General features: G+C 74.8%; 9 protein-coding genes. 8 read left to right on the plus strand and 1 reads right to left on the minus strand.

From position 1 onward, the window contains the following. Nucleotides 1-88: 88 nt before the first annotated feature. On the plus strand, nt 89-1,213 hold the full coding sequence (locus tag B086_RS0102700; protein ID WP_018564871.1) for a GuaB3 family IMP dehydrogenase-related protein: 1,125 nt from the start codon (nt 89-91) through the stop codon (nt 1,211-1,213). Between the two features lie 656 nt (nt 1,214-1,869). Here the strand turns inward: B086_RS0102700 and B086_RS0102705 are convergent. After that, on the minus strand, nt 1,870-3,078 hold the full coding sequence (locus tag B086_RS0102705; RefSeq protein WP_018564872.1) for a nucleotide sugar dehydrogenase: 1,209 nt from the start codon (nt 3,076-3,078) through the stop codon (nt 1,870-1,872). A 302-nt stretch (nt 3,079-3,380) separates the two neighbouring features. On the opposite strand from B086_RS0102705, the gene B086_RS0102710 reads away from it, so the two are divergent. The 7 genes from B086_RS0102710 (at nt 3,381) to B086_RS0102740 (ending at nt 18,412) form a co-directional block, all read left to right on the plus strand. Continuing rightward, entirely contained in the window at nt 3,381-5,087 is a 1,707-nt protein-coding gene (locus B086_RS0102710; protein ID WP_026252032.1) for a glycerol-3-phosphate dehydrogenase/oxidase, read from the plus strand. Between the two features lie 232 nt (nt 5,088-5,319). Continuing rightward, nucleotides 5,320-7,566 (plus strand): serine/threonine-protein kinase, encoded by a 2,247-nt coding sequence (locus B086_RS0102715; RefSeq protein WP_018564874.1) that lies wholly within the window; start codon nt 5,320-5,322, stop codon nt 7,564-7,566. A gap of 123 nt (nt 7,567-7,689) precedes the next feature. Then, on the plus strand, nt 7,690-10,809 hold the full coding sequence (locus B086_RS0102720; RefSeq protein ID WP_018564875.1) for a protein kinase: 3,120 nt from the start codon (nt 7,690-7,692) through the stop codon (nt 10,807-10,809). Nucleotides 10,810-10,976: 167 nt separating this feature from the next. Beyond that, the gene (locus B086_RS0102725) at nt 10,977-12,860 is read left to right on the plus strand and encodes a serine/threonine-protein kinase (protein WP_018564876.1); all 1,884 of its coding nucleotides are present in this window, start codon (nt 10,977-10,979) and stop codon (nt 12,858-12,860) included. 94 nt (nt 12,861-12,954) lie between these two features. Beyond that, nucleotides 12,955-14,802, plus strand: coding sequence for a serine/threonine-protein kinase (locus tag B086_RS0102730; RefSeq protein ID WP_018564877.1), 1,848 nt, complete (start codon nt 12,955-12,957; stop codon nt 14,800-14,802). 68 nt (nt 14,803-14,870) lie between these two features. Next, nucleotides 14,871-16,592, plus strand: a complete 1,722-nt coding sequence (locus tag B086_RS0102735) for a serine/threonine-protein kinase (protein WP_026252033.1) — start codon at nt 14,871-14,873, stop codon at nt 16,590-16,592. 206 nt (nt 16,593-16,798) lie between these two features. Beyond that, on the plus strand, nt 16,799-18,412 hold the full coding sequence (locus B086_RS0102740; RefSeq protein ID WP_018564879.1) for a succinic semialdehyde dehydrogenase: 1,614 nt from the start codon (nt 16,799-16,801) through the stop codon (nt 18,410-18,412). The last annotated feature ends 42 nt before the right edge of the window (nt 18,413-18,454 follow it).

Raw genomic sequence — 18,454 nt, forward strand, 5'->3', positions numbered from 1 at the left:
GCGGTCCCGGAGGCATCCGGGGCCGCCCTTGTCATGGGCGTCGGCGATACTGGAAGACGCTGCAACGCATCAGGGAAAGGCCACAGACGTGACTGAGATCGAGATCGGGCGCGGCAAGCGCGGCCGCCGGGCGTACGCCTTCGACGACATCGCCGTCGTCCCCAGCCGCCGTACGCGGGACCCGAAGGAGGTCTCGATCGCCTGGCAGATCGACGCCTACCGCTTCGAGCTGCCGTTCCTGGCCGCCCCCATGGACTCCGTCGTCTCCCCGGCCACCGCGATCCGCATCGGTGAGCTGGGCGGCCTGGGCGTGCTCAACCTCGAAGGTCTGTGGACCCGGCACGAGGACCCGCAGCCGCTGCTGGACGAGATCACCGGGCTGCCCGCCGAGGCCGCCACCCGCCGCCTCCAGGAGATCTACGCCGCTCCCATCAAGGAGGAGCTGATCGGGGCGCGCATCAAGGAGGTGCGCGACTCCGGTGTGGTGACCGCCGCGGCGCTCTCCCCGCAGCGCACCGCCCAGTTCTCCAAGGCCGTCGTGGACGCGGGCGTCGACATCTTCGTCATCCGCGGCACCACCGTCTCCGCCGAGCACGTCTCGTCCTCGCACGAGCCGCTGAACCTGAAGCAGTTCATCTACGAGCTGGACGTCCCGGTGATCGTCGGCGGCTGCGCCACGTACACCGCGGCCCTGCACCTGATGCGCACCGGCGCGGCCGGCGTCCTGGTCGGCTTCGGCGGCGGCGCCGCGCACACCACGCGCAACGTGCTCGGCATCCAGGTCCCGATGGCCACCGCGGTCGCCGACGTGGCCGCCGCCCGCCGCGACTACATGGACGAGTCCGGCGGCCGGTACGTGCACGTGATCGCGGACGGCGGTGTCGGCTGGTCCGGCGACCTGCCCAAGGCCATCGCCTGCGGCGCCGACTCGGTGATGATGGGCTCCCCGCTGGCGCGCGCCACCGACGCGCCCGGCCGCGGCCACCACTGGGGCATGGAGGCCGTCAACGAGGAGCTGCCGCGCGGCCAGAAGGTCGACCTCGGCACCGTCGGCACCATCGAGGAGGTCCTCACCGGCCCCTCGCACACCCCCGACGGCTCCATGAACTTCTTCGGCGCCCTGCGCCGTGCCATGGCCACGACCGGCTACAGCGAGCTGAAGGAGTTCCAGCGCGTCGAGGTCACGGTGGCGGACTCCCAGCACAAGCGGTAACCCGCCAGGACCCCGTACCACGGAAGGGGCCCGGTCACTCGTCCGCACGAGTGACCGGGCCCCTTCGTGTGTGCCGCGGAGGTACCGGTGGGGGCGCTTTCGGTAGGCAGGGGGCGCACGGTTGCTTTCGGGCCGAAACCGTCGGGAACGGGCGTGTCGAGCCGGTAATGTCCGTGATCGACGGCCCGGTTGTCCGGGTCGCCCCCTTCCAAGGACATGGTCCGGACCCCGCCCCTCGGGGCCCGGCCCGATTTCCGACGCGCCGTCCACCGGGTCAATGGCGGCATCGTGGAAGGGGGCGTGCCCGTGGGCCGTCATCGCAAGCCCACCCGCTGGGACCACATCCGGCTTCGGCTGGTGCAGTGCCGGAGGAGGTGGATCTTGCGAATCTACGGATGGTGAGCGGCCGCCCCCAAGACAGCTAGGGGCGGACACTCCGTGATCCATCCTGGAGCCTGCCGCAGAGACCACTGCGGCGGGCTCCACCTTTTTTACCCTGTGGTGCGGCCGCCCCCATACAGCCTAGGGGCGGACACTCCGTGATCCATCCTGGAGCCTGCCGCAGTGACCTCTGCGGCGGATTCCGTCTCATACGGTAGCGGCGGGATCCGTCCGCTTCCACCGCTACCGGCCGCCGGGCCCCCGCGCGCCCCCTTTCACAACCGGTGCGCCGCCCCCAGCGGTGCCGCCCCGCGGGTGTCCAGCAGCAGCTGGGCCTTCACCGACAGCCCCTGGAGGTCGTACGTCCGGTGGTGCTGGAGCAGGATCGTCAGGTCGGCGTCGGCAACCGCCTCGTACAGGGCGTCGGCGCGGGGCACGGGACGGTCCTGGACGCTCCAGGAGGGCACGTACGGGTCGTGGTAGCTGACGCAGGCGCCGAGGCCGGTCAGCCGGACGGCGATCTCCTCGGCGGGGGTGCCCTGGAGGTCGGCGAGGTCCGGCTTGTAGGTGACGCCGAGGAGGAGGACGCGGGCGCCGCGCGCCGACTTGCCGTGCTCGTTCAGGAGGGCGGCGGCGCGCTGGACGACGTAGCGGGGCATACGGCTGTTGACCTGCCGGGCGAGTTCGACCATGCGCAGACCGCGGCCGGCCGGGCCGGACATGTCCTGGGGGAGGCCGGGGCCGCCGACGCCGGGCCCGGGGCGGAACGCCTGGAAGCCGAACGGCTTGGTCTCGGCGCAGCGCACCACGTCCCACAGGTCGACCCCGAGGTCGTGGCAGAGCACGGCCATCTCGTTGACCAGGGCGATGTTGACGTGCCGGTAGTTGGTCTCCAGGAGGTGGACGGTCTCCGCCTCCCGCAGCCCGCGCGCGCGGACCACCTTGTCGGTGAGACGGCCGTAGAAGGCGGCGGCGGACTCGGTGCAGGCCGGGGTGAGGCCGCCGATCACCTTGGGGGTGTTGGCCGGGGTGAGGTCGCGGTTGCCCGGGTCGACGCGGCTGGGGGAGTAGGCGAGGTGGAAGTCGCGGCCGGCGGCGAGTCCGGAGCCCTCCTCCAGGAGCGGGCGCAGGAACGCGTCGGTGGTGCCGGGGTGCACGGGTGACTCCAGGATCACCGTGGTGTGCGGGCGCAGCTGCCCGGCCAGTGCGCGGGCGGCGCTCTCCACCTGGCCCAGGTCGAACCCGCCGTCGGCGCCGCGCGGCGTGGGGGCGCAGATCACGGCGGTGCGGACGCGCCCCAGCTCGGCCGGGTTGGTGGCCGGCCGGAAGCCCCCCGAGAGCATCCGGCGCAGTTCGGCGGCGCTGAGCGGGCCGGGTTCCTCCCCGATGCGGTACCCGAGCGTGGGGACACCGGCGGCGACGGCGGCCTGGGCCAGGGGCAGGCCGAGAGGACCGAGTCCGATGACGGCGAGATCTGCGGGCATGGCGTGGGCCGTCCTTCCCAATAACCGAGGTGGGGCAGGCACGCAAGTCCTGTGGACAGGACGAGCGAGAGCAATGTCAGACTAGGAGTAAATATGACCGTTTTGCGGGATTGACCAGCGTGTTTCTCGGTGAACCGGTGGGAGTTGTCCACAGGCCGGGGGCGACTGGTGGCTGAAGCCGGGCATCCCGGTCAGAATTTGGGCAGGGGGAACACGGAGGGGACGCGCGGGGTACAGGGGACGTGTGGGACGGGGCTTCGCCCGACGGGTGCGGCCGGCTCGACCGAGAGCGGGAGGCAGCAGTGAGGACAGCGACACTGGGGCCGGCGCAGCGCGCCGAGTCACTGGCGGCAATGGCCGAGCGTGAGCTGGACATTCTGGTCGTGGGTGGCGGCGTGGTGGGAGCGGGCACGGCCCTGGACGCGGTCACGCGCGGCCTGTCCACCGGCATCGTCGAGGCGCGCGACTGGGCGTCGGGCACCTCCAGCCGGTCCAGCAAGCTCATACACGGCGGACTGCGCTATCTGGAGATGCTCGACTTCGCCCTGGTGCGCGAGGCGCTGAAGGAGCGCGGGCTGCTGCTGGAGCGGCTGGCCCCGCACCTGGTCAAGCCCGTGCCGTTCCTGTACCCGCTCCAGCACAAGGGCTGGGAGCGGCTGTACGCGGGCTCGGGCGTCGCCCTCTACGACGGCATGTCGATGGCCCGCGGGCACGGCCGGGGACTGCCCGTGCACCGCCACCTGAGCCGCCGTCACGCCCTGCGGGTGGCGCCTTGCCTGAAGAAGGACGCCCTGGTCGGCGCCCTCCAGTACTACGACGCCCAGATGGACGACGCCCGCTTCGTGGCGACCCTGGTGCGCACCGCCGTGTCCTACGGCGCGCCGGCGGCCAACCGGGCGCGCGTGACCGGGTTCCTGCGCGAGGGCGAGCGGGTGGTCGGCGCGCGGGTGCAGGACGTGGAGGGCGGCGGCGAGTACGAGGTCCGCGCCAAGCAGATCGTCAACGCCACCGGGGTGTGGACGGACGACACCCAGGCGATGGTGGGGGAGCGCGGCCAGTTCCACGTCCGCGCCTCCAAGGGCATCCACCTCGTCGTGCCCAAGGACCGCATCAACTCCACCAGCGGGCTGATCCTGCGCACCGAGAAGTCCGTCCTGTTCGTCATCCCCTGGGGACGGCACTGGATCATCGGCACCACGGACACCGACTGGGACCTGGACAAGGCGCATCCGGCCGCCTCCAGCGCCGACATCGACTATCTGCTGGAGCACGTCAACTCCGTGCTCGCCGTCCCGCTGGGCCGGGACGACGTGGAGGGCGTCTACGCGGGACTGCGGCCGCTGCTGGCCGGGGAGTCCGACGCCACCAGCAAGCTGTCGCGCGAGCACACCGTGGCCCATCCGGTGCCCGGCCTCGTCGTGGTCGCGGGCGGCAAGTACACCACCTACCGGGTGATGGCCAAGGACGCCGTCGACGAGGCGGTGCACGGCCTGGACATGCGGGTCGCCGACTGCGTCACCGAGGAGACCCCGCTGTTCGGCGCCGAGGGCTACCAGGCGCTGTGGAACGCGCGGGCGCGCATCGCCGCCGACACCGGCATCCACGTGGTGCGCGTCGAGCACCTGCTGAACCGGTTCGGGGCAGCCGCGCAGGAGGTCCTCGACCTGATCGCCGAGGACCCCTCGCTCGGCGCACCGCTCAGGGCCGCCGACGACTATCTGCGGGCCGAGGTCGTCTACGCCGCCTCCCACGAGGGCGCCCGTCATCTGGACGACGTGCTCACCCGGCGCACCCGCATATCCATCGAGACCTTCGACCGGGGCACCCGCAGCGCCCGCGAGGCCGCCGAGCTGATGGCGCCGGTCCTCGGCTGGGACGAGGACCAGATCGTCCGCGAGGTCGAGCACTACGAGAAGCGGGTCGAGGCCGAGCGCGAGTCGCAGCGCCAGCCCGACGACCTGACCGCCGACGCGGCCCGGCTGGGCGCTCCGGACATCGCGCCGCTGTAGCGGCGGGCGGGCCCGGGGCCGGGAGGAGCGGGGAGGAAGCGGGCGAGAAGCGGGCGAGAAGGGGGCACCCGGCCCGGGTTTCGTCACCGGCCGTCATCACGCCGTGCCCCACGGGCTGTTCGGCGGCCGGTCCGCCGCGCCCGGGGTGTCCCCTCGGGGCCCCTGGGCGCCGAGCACTTGTCGCGTGAGGGACAATGGAGCCTCTGTCAGGGCGGGTTGCATGAGGGGACGCATGTCGGAGGCGGAGCGGGCGGGGGCATCCCGTCAGGACACTCGTCAGGACAACAGCGAGCGTCTTCTCGCCGGGCGGTACCGGCTGGGAGACGTGCTCGGCCGGGGCGGCATGGGCACGGTCTGGCGGGCCGAGGACGAGACCCTGGGCCGGACGGTGGCCGTCAAGGAACTGCGGTTCCCGACGACCATCGACGAGGACGAGAAGCGGCGCCTGATCACGCGGACGCTGCGCGAGGCCAAGGCCATCGCGCGGATCCGCAACACCAGCGCCGTGACGGTCTTCGACGTGGTCGACGAGGACGACCGGCCCTGGATCGTGATGGAACTGGTCGAGGGCAAGTCCCTGGCCGAGGTCATCCGCGAGGACGGCCTGCTGGAGCCGAGGCGGGCCGCCGAGGTCGGCCTCGCCGTCCTGGACGTGCTGCGCTCCGCGCACCGCCAGGGCATCCTGCACCGCGACGTGAAGCCGTCCAACGTGCTCATCGCCGAGGACGGCCGGGTCGTGCTCACCGACTTCGGCATCGCCCAGGTCGAGGGCGACCCGTCCATCACCTCCACCGGCATGCTCGTCGGCGCGCCCTCGTACATCTCTCCGGAGCGGGCCCGCGGCCACAAGCCCGGCCCGGCGGCCGACCTGTGGTCGCTCGGCGGCCTGCTGTACGCGGCGGTGGAGGGTTCGCCGCCCTACGACAAGGGTTCGGCGATCGCCACGCTGACCGCGGTGATGACCGAACCGCTGGAGGAGCCCAAGCACGCCGGGCCGCTGCGGGACGTCATCTTCGGCCTCCTCAACAAGGACCCGGCCGAGCGTCTCGACGACGTGGCCGCCCGCGCGATGCTCAACGCCGTCGTCCACGCGCCCGAGCGCGGGACGGTGGAGCCGGAGCCGCTGGAGGCCACCAAGCTGGTGCCGCTGCCCGCGCAGCCGGACCGGCGCGGGGGCAGGGACGGCGGCAAGAAGAACGGCGGGAAGAAGGGCGGCGCCGTGTCCGGCACCGGCTCCGCTTCCGGCCCCGCGGCCGGTTCCGGTTCCGGCGCGGGCGGCAAGCGGGGCGAGGAGGCGGCCGACCGGCTGCGCGGCGCCCTGCGTTCGGTGCGCAAGGCGGCGGTGGCGGCCGGGTCGGCGACCACGGCGGCCGCGTCCCGCACCAAGCCGCCGACAGGCACGGCGGGTACGGCGGGCGCGCCCGCCGCGGGCGCCGGTCCGGCCGCTCCCGGCGCCGCCGGAACTCCGTCCGCCGGGTCCTCGTCCGCGGGGACCGGTGCCGCCGGGGGCGCGCGGCCCGGCGCGAGCCGACCCGGTGCGGCGGGTGCGGCGGGTGCTTCCGGCGGGACGGGCGGTGCGGGTGGCACCGGTGCCTCCTCCGGGTCCGGGGCCGCCGCCCCGGGCACCGCGCAGGCCGGGCGTGCCGGGACGGGGTGGCCCGTGGTGCCGCCGCCGGACCTGGACCTGCCGCCGCGTCAGGTGCCGAGGGCGCCGCTCACCGACGTGGTGCCGAAGCGCACGCTGGTGATCATCGCGGTGGTCGTCGTGCTCGCGGTGATCGGCACCGTCCTGACCATCGCCTTCAGCGGCGACGGCAAGAAGTCCGAGGACGACCGCGGCGGCGCCGCGGCGGCCACCGCGGGGGCGGCCGGGAGCGCCACGGCCGACCACGGCGGGAGCGGCACGAACGGCAAGCAGACCGACTCCGCGACGGGGCAGGGCGGTTCGCCCGCCGCGAGCAGCGGCAGCGGTGACAGTGGCAAGGGCGCGGCGGGCGGCTCCGGCGGTGGCAAGGGTTCCGGATCGGGCTCCGGACACGGTTCCGGTGACGACGGCGCCGTCTCGACGTACCAGGGACAGGGCTTCTCCATCGGGCTGCCCGAGGGCTGGAAGTACAGGACCACCGGTTCCTCCGGCGCCCGCTTCACCGGCCCGGACGGGCAGAAGCTGCTGGTCGCCTGGACGTCGACGCCCAAGGACGACCCCGTGGCCGACTGGAAGAGCCAGGAGGCCTACATGGTGCGCTCCGGCTACCACAAGGTCCGCATCGAGAAGGTGGACTACCGGAAGTGGAACGCCGCCGACTGGGAGTTCACCTACACCGAGGGCGGCACCGGGTACCGGGCGGTGGACCGCGGGTTCGTGGTCGACGACAAGCACGGGTACGCGCTCATGTACACGGCCGAGGCCGACGACTGGGACGGTGACCTGCGCCGGGACACCTGGCAGACCCTGACGAAGACGTTCGAACCCAAGTGAGATCCGGCTTCCCCTCTTGCGGGTTGCCTCCGGCACGTATCGTGAGTGGTTGCGGACCGTGATCACCGGGAACGGGACGCGTGGCGAACGCATCTGACTGGACGTGCGGCCGGGGGAGGCAACGTGGACGACTACGCGGGCCGGGTGCTCGCCGACCGCTACCGCCTGCCGCTGCCTCCGTCCGACGCGTACGAACTCACCGAGACCCGGGCCTTCGACACCTACAGCGGGCAGGAAGTGCTGCTGCGACAGGTGCCGTTGCCCGAGGTCGTCGAGGCAGAGGTGCTCGACGCGGACGGGCTGCCCGAGGGGTTCACGGCGCGCGACGGCGTGTTCCGGGGACCCGGGGCGCTCGGCGGGCGTCCGGGACGTACGGTGCCCCCGGCGCGCGCTTCCCGCGCGGAGTCCGGGGCCACGCGGCGGCCGGCCGATCCGGCGGTGCGACGGGCGATCGAGGCCGCGCAGGCCGCCGCGCGGATCCCCGACCATCCGCGGCTGGACCAGGTCTTCGACGTGTTCGCGGAGGGCGGTTCGCTGTGGATCGCCAGTGAACTGGTCGCCGCCCGGCCGCTGTCGGCGCTGCTGGCCGACCGGCCGCTGACGCCCTACCGCGCGGCCGAGGTCGCCTCCGATCTCCTCATGGCGCTGCGGGTCCTGCACGGCCACGGCTGGGTGCACCGCAACATCACCGCGCGCACCGTCCTGGTCTGCGACGACGGCCGGGTGATGCTGACCGGCCTCGCGGTCGGCGCCGCCGAGGAGGCGCTGTGCGGCTACGACCCGGTGCCCGCGCCGGACGGCGAGGGCGACGGGGCCCAGGAGGACGGCGGATTCGGCGGGTACGCGGGATTCGGCACGGGCGGCGGGGAGTCCGGCACGGGGGGCGGGGCCGACGCACCCGCCGGGCCCGGCGGCATCCGTGACGCGCGGGACGAACGCGGCTACGGCGGCCCTGTGGGCGAGGCCGCTTCCGGTGTTGCTCCCGGTGCCGCCTCCGACACCGCTCCCGGTACCGGCATTGGCGTCGACCCCGAAGCCGCCCGGCGGGCCGCGATCGAGGCGCGGGCGGCCGGTGCGCTGCCGCTGCCCGGTGGCGGACCGGACAGCGGCGGAGCCGCGGGCGAGCTGGTGCGGTCCACGCCGCCGAGCGGCGACGACATCCGGGCGGCGCGCGCCGGGGCGATCGCCGCGTACCGCGCGGGCGCGCGGGCGGCGGCCCGGGTGCAGGAGGCGCAGCAGGGTGCGCGCGCCGCCCTGCCCGGCGCCCGACCGCCCGCCGAGGGCGAGAACCGCGCCGCGCCGCCCGGCCAGATCGCCGACCCCTACGGAGTACGCGCCACGCCGCGCCCGGGGGCCGCCGGTGCCGACGACACGCCGCCCGCGGGGGGCGTCCCGCGCCCCGGGAGCACAGGGAGCACAGGGAGCACCGGGGACGCCGAGGGTTTCGCGGGTCCGGAATACGCAAGGGACGCAGCGGACGCAGGGGACCTGGGGGACGTGGGAGACGGCGGCGCGCAGGGGCGCCCGGCCCTCCCACCGCCGGGCGCCCCGGACCCCTGGTGGAGCACCTCCGCCGCCCCGCCCGCCCCCGGCGCGCCCGGCTCGGCCCCGTACGCCCTCGGTCCGGGCGGTCCGGAGCCGCACGCCCTCGGCCGGGGCGCACCGGGCCCGTCCGGCCGCGGTCCGTCCGGCGTACCGCCCGAGGACGGCCCCGCCGTCGAGGACGGACGCACCGGCGCTCCGTACCCGGGTGGCCGGACAGCGGACGCTCCGGTGAGCGGCGACCGTGACCGTGACCGGCACCGCGACCCGTACGGCGGGCCGGGCCCCTCCGGCGGTGCGTACTTCGGTGCCCGGCCCGTCGCCGGAGTCCCGGCCGCCCGCGACCCGTACCCCGGCGACCGCCCGGCCCCTGGCCGCCCCGCCCCCGACCGACCGGCCCCCGACCGCTCGTCCCCCGACCGACCGGCCCCCGCCGGGACCGGGCCGGGGAGCGCGCTGGCCGCCGAGCGGGCGCGGCAGGCGCGGATGACCGTGGTGGGGCCGGTGACCGAGCGCTGGGCGCCCGAACAGGCCGGGCCCGTGCACGCGAACTGGCAGCTGGCCGCGCCGATCGGGCCCGCCACCGACCTGTGGGCGCTGGGCGCGCTGCTCTTCCGTGCCGTGCAGGGGCACGCCCCCTACCCGGAGGAGTCGACCGCCGAACTGGTGCAACTGGTGTGCGCGGAGCCGCCCGCCTTCGCCGAGGAGTGCGGCGCGCTGCGCCCGGTCGTCGAGTCGCTGCTGCGTCAGGACCCCACCGAGCGGCTGGACTTCGAGGAGCTGGGCGGCTGGCTGCGTTCGCTGGTGCGGTCCGCGCCCGAGCCGGAGGCCGGGGCGCATGTCGTGGCCGCGCCGCCCGCCGACCCGAGGCGGCTGCCGATCGTGCGGCGCCGCGGCGAACTGGTGCGCAGGCGCCGCGCCGGGCTGCCCGCCCACCACGGGCGGCACAAGCGGGGCGGCCGGGAGGGCCGTTCGCCGCGCAGCCTGGGACGGATCCTGCTGTTGCTGGTGCTGCTCCTGCTGGCCGGGGCGGTCGCGTTCGCCATGCTGTTCCTGCCGAAGTCCGGCCGGGACACCGGCGGCGGGCGGCCGGACACCGGCCGGACGGGCGGGGCGAGCGAGGCCCCCGTACCCCCGGACGGCTCGCGCGCGAGCGGCACCCCCGGCGGCGGGCGGAGCACGGCGGACGGCGGCGGCAGCCCCTCGCAGTCCTCCGGCTCGACCGAGACGCAGACCACCGGCGCGGGCGTGCCCGGCGGCTTCACGGTGCGCAAGGACGCCGCCGGGTTCCGGATAGCCGTCGCGAGCGGCTGGAACCGCACCCCGGGCAACGACCGGGGCCAGGTGGTCTACTCGCGGGGCGACTTCGAGCTGATCGTGGTGCCCGGACGGGACACCGCGAAGCGGTACGGCGGCGATCCGATGGCCTACCAGCGCGAGGACGAGTACGAGCTGCGGGACTACCGCGACTCCAGCTGGGCCACCTCCTCCGGGCTGCGGACCACCCAGGTCGGCGGGCGGACCATGGCCGAGGGGCAGTTCACCTGGAGCGCGGGCGGACGGCAGCTCTTCGTGCGCAACCTCGCCCTGCTCCTGGACGGCCGCTACCACGTGGTGCAGGTGCGCGGCCCGGAGTCCCAGCGGGATCAGGTGGACAAGCTGTACGAACAGGCCACGGCGACCTACCAGTACACCGGCTGAGGCGCTGCCAGTACACCGGCTGAGGCGCCGCCGCCCCCGCGCTCCCGCACCTGGTGGGAAGCGACAACTGTCACAGTGCGGTTTCTGGGCACCCCCACCGGTTCCCTGCCGGAGGGGCGGTCCCTAGTCTGGGCCTGTCAAGAACATTGCGGGGAAACGTGAATCAGATGCAGGGCCAGCTGCTCGCGGGCCGCTACCGGCTCGCCGACGCCATCGGCAGCGGCGGTATGGGCCGGGTCTGGCGCGCGCACGACGAGGTGCTGCACCGGGCCGTGGCGATCAAGGAGTTGACCGCCGCGCTGTACGTCGCGGAGAGCGACCAGGCGGTCCTGCTCGCGCGCACCCGTGCCGAGGCGCGCGCGGCGGCCCGGATCAACCACTCCGCCGTGGTCACCGTGCACGACGTGCTCGAACACGACGGCCGCCCGTGGATCGTGATGGAGCTGGTCGAGGGCCAGTCGCTGGCGGACGCGGTCAAGGAGCGCGGCCGGGTGGAACCGGCCGAGGCCGCCCGCGTCGGCCTGTGGGTGCTGCGCGCCCTGTGCGCCGCGCACGCGGCCGGTGTCCTGCACCGCGACGTCAAACCCGGCAACGTCCTGCTCTCCCAGGACGGCCGGGTCCTGCTCACCGACTTCGGCATCGCCCAGATCGAGGGCGACACCACCATCACCCGTACCGGAGAGGTCGTCGGCTCGGTCGACTACCTCGCGCCCGAGCGGGTGCGCGGCCATGACCCGGGCCCGTCCTCCGACCTGTGGGCGCTGGGCGCCACGCTGTACACGGCGGTCGAGGGCCTGTCGCCGTTCCGCCGCACCTCGCCGCTGACCACCATGCAGGCCGTCGTCGACGAGGAGCCCCGCGAGACCCGGCACGCCGGTGTGCTCGCGCCCGTCATCACCGCGCTGCTGCGCAAGGACCCGGCGGCCCGGCCGGACGCGGCCACGGCCGAGCGGATGCTCGCGGAGGCCGCCGAGGGGCGCCGCTCCACCCACGCGCAGGCGTACATCCCCACCCAGTACACCGGACAGCCGTCCCCGCACACCGCGGGCACCGGCGGGACGGGCCACCAGGGGCACCAGGGCGACCCGGGCCCGCACGGGACCACCGGCTCGGGCACGCACGGGACCGCGGGGTCCTACGCGGGCACCGGATCGCACGGCACGGGCGCGTACGGCGGCACGGGCGCGCACGGGAGCACGGGCGTGCCGTTCGACGGCACCGGCACCCCGGCCGGAGGCACGTACCCCGGTCACCGGCCCGGCGCGACCGGGAGCTCCACCGTCGTCCCCGGCGCCGTCCCGGTCTCCCACCACCCGGCGACCGCGCAGACCCCCGTCGCGTCCCCGGCGGCGGGCGGCAGCGGCGGCGACGTGCGGGCGCGGTCCAGGGGCCGTCGGCTGCGCAACGCCGCCCTCGTGGTGGTCCTCGCCGCGGTCATCGGCGGCGGCACCGCCGTGGTGCTCCAGGAGTGGGGGCCGGGCAGCCGGACGGAGGCGGAGGGCTCCGGACCGGCGCTGCCATCGTTGTCCACGACGCCACCCTCGCCGACGCCCCGCAAGACCAAGCCCTCGAACGACAGCATCCCGGCAGGCTGGAAGCGGGTCACGGACCCGTACGGCTTCAGCATCGCCCTGCCCGGCGACGACTGGAAGCGGGTGGTGTCCAACGAGGCCCTGCGCCAGGTCGACTACACCCCGGACGGCGGCCAGCACTTCATCCGCGTCGCCGTCACCGAGTCGCCGGAGTTCCCCAGCGGGTACGACCACCAGAAGGACCTGGAGGAGCAGTTGCGGCGGCTGGTGGACTACCGGCGGGTGATGCTGGAGAAGGACACCTTCCGCGACCGTCCGGGCGCGCTGTGGGAGTACTCCTGGACGGCGCTGCCCAAGGACACCTCGTTCCCCGGCCCGCGGCACGCCATCGAGGAGACGTACTTCTCCCGCTCGGGTGTCGAGTACGCGATCTACATGTCCTCGCCCGAGGCGAGCTGGCCGGTCACCCGCAGTCAGTTCAAGTCGGTGCTCCAGAGCTGGCGGCCCGGCACCGACTGACCGCGTCCGGCCGGACACGACGGCCTGATCAGATCCCCTTCTTGGCCGGTCGGCGTCCCGGAAGCCGGGCGTCCGATGCGGCATGATGGGGCGTATGGGGACCGAGGGGGACGACTTCCGTGTGGTAGCGGGACGTTACCGCCTGGAGGCGCGGATCGGGCGCGGCGGCATGGGCGTCGTCTGGCGGGCGACCGATCAGCTGCTGGGACGGCGGGTCGCGGTCAAGGAACTCCCGTTCGACGAGACCCTGTCCGCCGAGGAGGCCCGGCAACTGCGCGACCGTACGCTGCGCGAGGCGCGCGCGGTCGCCCAGCTGCGGCACCCGCACGTCATCGTCGTCCACGACGTCGCGGAGCAGGACGGGCGGCCGTTCATCGTCATGGAACTGATCGAGGGCGGTTCGCTCGCCGACCGGATCGCCGCGGGCGGCCCGGTGGACGCGGCCGAGGCCGCCCGCATCGGCATCGCGCTGCTGGGCGCGCTGGGCACCGCGCACGCGGCGGGTGTCCTGCACCGCGACCTCAAACCGGCGAACGTCCTGGTGGAGTCCGGCACCGACCGGGTCGTCCTCACCGACTTCGGCATCGCCCAGGTGGCGGGCGCCCCCACACTCACCGAGACCGGGGCCTTCGTCGGCTCCCCGGAGTACACCGCGCCCGAGCGGATGTCCGGCGCGGGGACCGGTCCGCAGTCCGACCTGTGGTCGCTGGGCGCGCTGCTGTGCACGGTGCTGAGCGGTGCCTCGCCGTTCCGGCGCGACTCGCTGGGCGGGATCATGCACGCGGTCGTCCTGGACGAGATCCGGCCGCCCGCCGAGGCGGAGCCGATCCTGCCCGTCGTACGCGGGCTGCTGGAGCGCGATCCCGAGCGGCGGCTGACGGCGGACGAGGCCGAGCGGATGCTGCGCGCCTTCCTGGACTCCGGGCGTACGCCGGGGCAGGCCCCGGACACCTCCGCGCCGCACCAGGGCGAAGCGTCCCGGCGGTCCCGGTCCCCTCGTCCGTCGCTGCCCTCATTGCCCTCGCTGTCGCTCAGGGGCTCCAGGGGGACTCGCTCGCCGGGGCCTCCGGCGTCCTCGGCGTCCTCGGCGTCCTCAGGGTTCTCCGGGCCGCCGTCCCCGGCGGGGCCGCCCGCGTTCCCGTCGCCGCTGCCGGCCCCGACCCCGGCCCTGACACCGCCCCCGCAGGCGGAGCCCGCGGGCGGGGCGCCGTCCGGTCCGCCCGCGCGGCTCTCCACCCGGGGTGTGCTGATCGCCGCGCTGCTGGTCGCCGCGGTGGCCGGGGCGGGGGTGTCCGCGGTGACGCTGCTGATGGACGGCGACCGCGACGGCGGCGGTACGCCCGCCAGTTCGGCGCCGGGACACGGGCCGGGTGCCTCGGCGGGCCCGGCGACCGGAACCGCCTCCGCCACCACCTTCCCGACGCCCTCGTCCGGTGCGCACGCCACCCCCTCGCGGACCCGGCCCGCCACGGGCGCCGACGCCCCCTCCGCGCCCTCGGGCTACCACCTGGCGCAGGACCCGGCCGGTTTCACCGTCGCCGTACCGGACGGCTTCGCGCGCTCGCCGCAGGGCGCGCGGATCTTCTATCTGTCGCCGGGTGAGACCTTCCGCCTCGGCATCAAGGCGGCGGCGCCGGAACAGGGCGGCCCGCTCGCGGTGATGCGCCGCGCCGACGCCGGCGGCCCGTCCGCCAACCCCGGCTACCACGACGGCCAGGTCACGGCCACCACGCACGACGGACACCCCGCCGCCCTCTGGGAGTTCACCTGGAGCGGCTTCAGCGCGGCGGAGGGCGCCCGGCACACCTACGACCTGTGCTGGGAGCAGGACGGGCGGATGTACGACGTGTGGCTGTCGGCGCCGGTCGGCAAGGTGCGCGAGGCCAGGGAGTACTTCGACGTCGCCGTGGACACCTTCGTCACCGGACGGGGCAGACGCTAGGTCACGGGTCTGTGACCGCCCCGCGCCCGCGCTGGAGTCCCGGCCGCCCCTCGCGATATGGATGGACCATGAGCGACAACGGGGGAGCCCGGCACGAGCCGTACGCACCGTACGAGCCCCATGAATCCACGAGCAGCTTCGTCCTGCGGCCACCGGATCCGCAGCCGCGGGTGCCGCACCCGCAGAATCCTTACGCCGCCCCGGCTGCCCCAGCCGTCCCGGTGCCCCCCGCGGTCCCACCGGCCGCCGCCCACGCTCCCGCCCCGCCGCACACCGCCCCCGCCCCGGCTCCGGCCCCCGACCCCGGTACCGGCCGTCTGATCGCCGGCCGCTACCGGCTGCTGGCCAAGCTGGGGCACGGCGGCATGGGCACGGTGTGGCGGGCCAAGGACGAGACCGTGGACCGCGAGGTCGCCGTCAAGGAGCCCCGGGTCCCCGAACACCTGCCCGAGCGGGAACGGGCCAACGCCTTCGAGCGGATGCGCCGCGAGGCGCGCGCCGCCGCCCGGCTCGACCACCCGGCCGTCGTCAACGTGCACGACGTGGCCGTCGTCGACGGGCAGCCGTGGATCGTGATGGAACTGGTCCGGGGCCGCTCGCTCGGCGCCGCCCTCCAGGAGGGCACCCTGGACGCGCGCGAGGCGGCCCGGGTCGGCCTGGAGGTGCTCGGCGCCCTGGAGGCCGCGCACGCCGCGGGCATCCTGCACCGGGACGTCAAGCCGGACAACATCCTGCTCGGCCGGCATGGGCGGACCGTGCTCACCGACTTCGGCATCGCCCAGATCGAGGGCGAGACCAGTCTGACCGACACCGGCGGCTTCGTCGGCTCGCCCGAGTACATCGCGCCGGAGCGCGTGCTGGGGCAGCGGCCCGGCCCGGCCAGCGACCTGTGGTCCCTCGGCGTGGTGCTGTACGCGGCCACCGAGGGCGTCTCGCCGTTCCGCCGCAGCAACACCCCGGCCACCCTCCAGTCGGTCCTGAACGCCGCTCCCGCGCCGCCCGCCGCCGCGCCCGGCCCGCTCGCCGAGGCCGTCACCACTCTGCTCCACAAGGACCCCGCGCAGCGCCCGGACGCCGCCCGGGTCCGCGCCCTGCTGACGGCCGCCGCCGCGCCGCCCGTCCCGGCGCCCACCCAGGAGGTCCGGTACGTCGAGCGTCCCCGGCGCGGGATCCGCCTGGGCCGTACGGCCTGGCTCGGGCTGGGCGCGGCGGTCGTGGTGGGCGCGGTGACCGCCTACCTGGCGATCGCGCGGCCGTTCGCGGGGCCGCTGCCGGACGGCTGGACGGCCCATCAGGAGAAGGACGTCGCGGCGACGCTCGCCGTGCCCGCCGACTACCAGCGCACCCTGCCCGACCGGAAGTCCGACGACGACCACTGGGTGACGTACACGGACTGGAGCGGCAGCGTGTGGGTGACGCTGTCGCTGGCCAGGCAGGCGGAGGACAAGAGCCACGAGATCGCGGGCTCGGCGGCGGCCGAGATGTACCAGGACGACGCCGAGTTCAAGAAGCGCGGCGACTACGGTCTCGACATGCCCGCGGACGCGCGGACCACCCCCGACGACAACGCGACGTTCCACGGGCGCAAGGCCGCCGGGAACACGGTCGTCTACACCACCAATGACTCGCAGCACCCGCGCCCGCGCGAGGTGCGGGTCTTCTACTACCGCACCGGCGGCGGAGACATGTACCGGCTCACCGTGGGCTACCCCGGCAAGGGCGACTTCACCGAGCGGGGCCGGGAGGTGGCCCGGACGGCGATCGCCCAGCTGGACGTCGACGTGCTGTGAGCCGGCGGCCGTCCGCGCACGGCGGGAGCGGGTGTGCGCGGCCGGAGCGAGATGTGCGCGGCGGGAGCCGGGCGTGTGCCGCGGGCGTGAAAAGAGCCCTGATCAGCGGGTTTGTTGCCAGTGATCGCTGGCGGCGTGTGTGCGGTCGGTGAAACCCCGTTACCGACGGGTACACAAACCCGCGGCCACGTCATACCCTGCCGTTCATGACGGACGCGCAGGCCCCGGCACAGACCGGCACGAATCCTTCGGCCCCCGCCCCCGCGGGCGCCCGTACCGCCGCGGACGTGGTGACCCCCGAGCTGGTCGCCCGGCTCACCAAGGGCGTCACCGGGTCGGGCCGGACCGCCAACCACACGCCGTTCACCGGCGAGAAGCGCGCCGACCTGCCCGAGTCCACCCCCGAGGACGTCGCCCTCGCCTTCGAGCGGGCCCGCGCCGCGCAGGACGTCTGGGCGCGCACCCCCGTGCGGCGGCGCGCCGCCGTCCTGCTCCGCTTCCACGACCTGGTGCTCGCCCGGCAGGCCGAGGTGCTGGACCTGATCCAGCTGGAGACCGGCAAGGCCCGCCTGCACGCGCACGAGGAGGTGCAGGCGGTCGCCGTCGCCGCCCGGCACTACGGCCGCCGGGCCGCCGCGTATCTGCGGCCCAAGCGGCACACCGGCGCCATCCCGGTGCTGACCAAGGTCACCGAACTGCGCCACCCGCGCGGCGTCGTCGGCCAGATCGCCCCCTGGAACTACCCGCTGGAGCTGTCCGTCGGGGACGCGCTGCCCGCCTTCGCCGCGGGCAACGCGGTGGTGATGAAGCCGGACACCGAGACCTGCCTGACCGCGCTGTGGGCCCGCGATCTGCTCATCGAGGCCGGACTGCCCGCCGAGGTGTTCCAGGTCGTCATCGGCGAGGGCCCGGTGGTCGGTCCGGCCGTCGTCCGGCACGCCGACTACGTCTCCTTCACCGGCTCCACCCGCACCGGCCGCGAGGTCGCCCAGGGCGCCGCGGCCCGCCTGGTCGGCGTCTCCCTCGAACTCGGCGGCAAGAACGCCATGCTGGTCCTCCGGGACGCCGACATCGAGAAGGCGGCGGCCGGCGCGGTCCGCGCCTGCTTCTCCTCCGCCGGGCAGCTGTGCATCTCCATCGAACGGCTGTACGTCCACGAGGCGGTCGCGGACGCGTTCCTGGAGCGCTTCGTCGCCCGCACCAAGGCGATGCGGCTCGGCACCTCCCTGGCGTACGGCGCCGACATGGGCTCCCTGGTGGGCGAGCGCCAGCTGGAGACCGTCGTCCGGCATGTGGAGGAGGCCGTCTCCAAGGGCGCCACGGTGCTGGCCGGGGGCGTCGCCCGCCCGGACCTCGGCCCGTACTTCTTCGAGCCGACCGTCCTCGCCGGAGTCGAGGCCCCCATGGCGGTGTGCACCGAGGAGACCTTCGGTCCGGTCGTCTCCGTGCACCGCTTCTCCGACGTGGACGAGGCCGTCGAGCACGCCAACTCCACGCCGTACGGCCTGAACTCGTCGGTGTGGACCAAGGACGCCCGGCGCGGCCGGGAGATCGCCGCCCGGCTGCGCACCGGCACCGTCAACATCAACGAGGGGTACGCGCCCGCCTACGGCAGCGCCCAGTCCCCGATGGGCGGCATGAAGGACTCCGGTCTCGGCCGCCGGCACGGCTCCGAGGGCATCCTCAAGTACACCGAGGCGCAGACCGTCGCCCACCAGCGGCTGCTGCCCATGGCCCCGTCGCTCGGCATGGACGACGAGGGGTACGCCGCGTTCATGACCCGCAGCCTGAAGGCGATGAAGGCCCTCCGGCTCCGCTAGGCCCTCCGGAGCCGCCAGGCCCAGGCCCGGCCGTCCCCGACC

Source organism: Streptomyces sp. PsTaAH-124 (genome assembly GCF_000373685.1).
GTDB classification, from domain to species: Bacteria; Actinomycetota; Actinomycetes; order Streptomycetales; family Streptomycetaceae; genus Streptomyces; species Streptomyces andamanensis.

Excerpts from the sequence above, each read along its gene's own strand:
- B086_RS0102715 (WP_018564874.1), top strand. The coding sequence starts at position 5,320 with ATGTCGGAGGCGGAGCGGGCGGGGGCATCCCGTCAGGACACTCGTCAG.
- B086_RS0102740 (WP_018564879.1), top strand. The coding sequence starts at position 16,799 with ATGACGGACGCGCAGGCCCCGGCACAGACCGGCACGAATCCTTCGGCC.
- B086_RS0102735 (WP_026252033.1), top strand. The coding sequence starts at position 14,871 with ATGAGCGACAACGGGGGAGCCCGGCACGAGCCGTACGCACCGTACGAG.
- B086_RS0102730 (WP_018564877.1), top strand. The coding sequence starts at position 12,955 with ATGGGGACCGAGGGGGACGACTTCCGTGTGGTAGCGGGACGTTACCGC.
- B086_RS0102725 (WP_018564876.1), top strand. The coding sequence starts at position 10,977 with ATGCAGGGCCAGCTGCTCGCGGGCCGCTACCGGCTCGCCGACGCCATC.
- B086_RS0102705 (WP_018564872.1), bottom strand. The coding sequence starts at position 3,078 with ATGCCCGCAGATCTCGCCGTCATCGGACTCGGTCCTCTCGGCCTGCCC.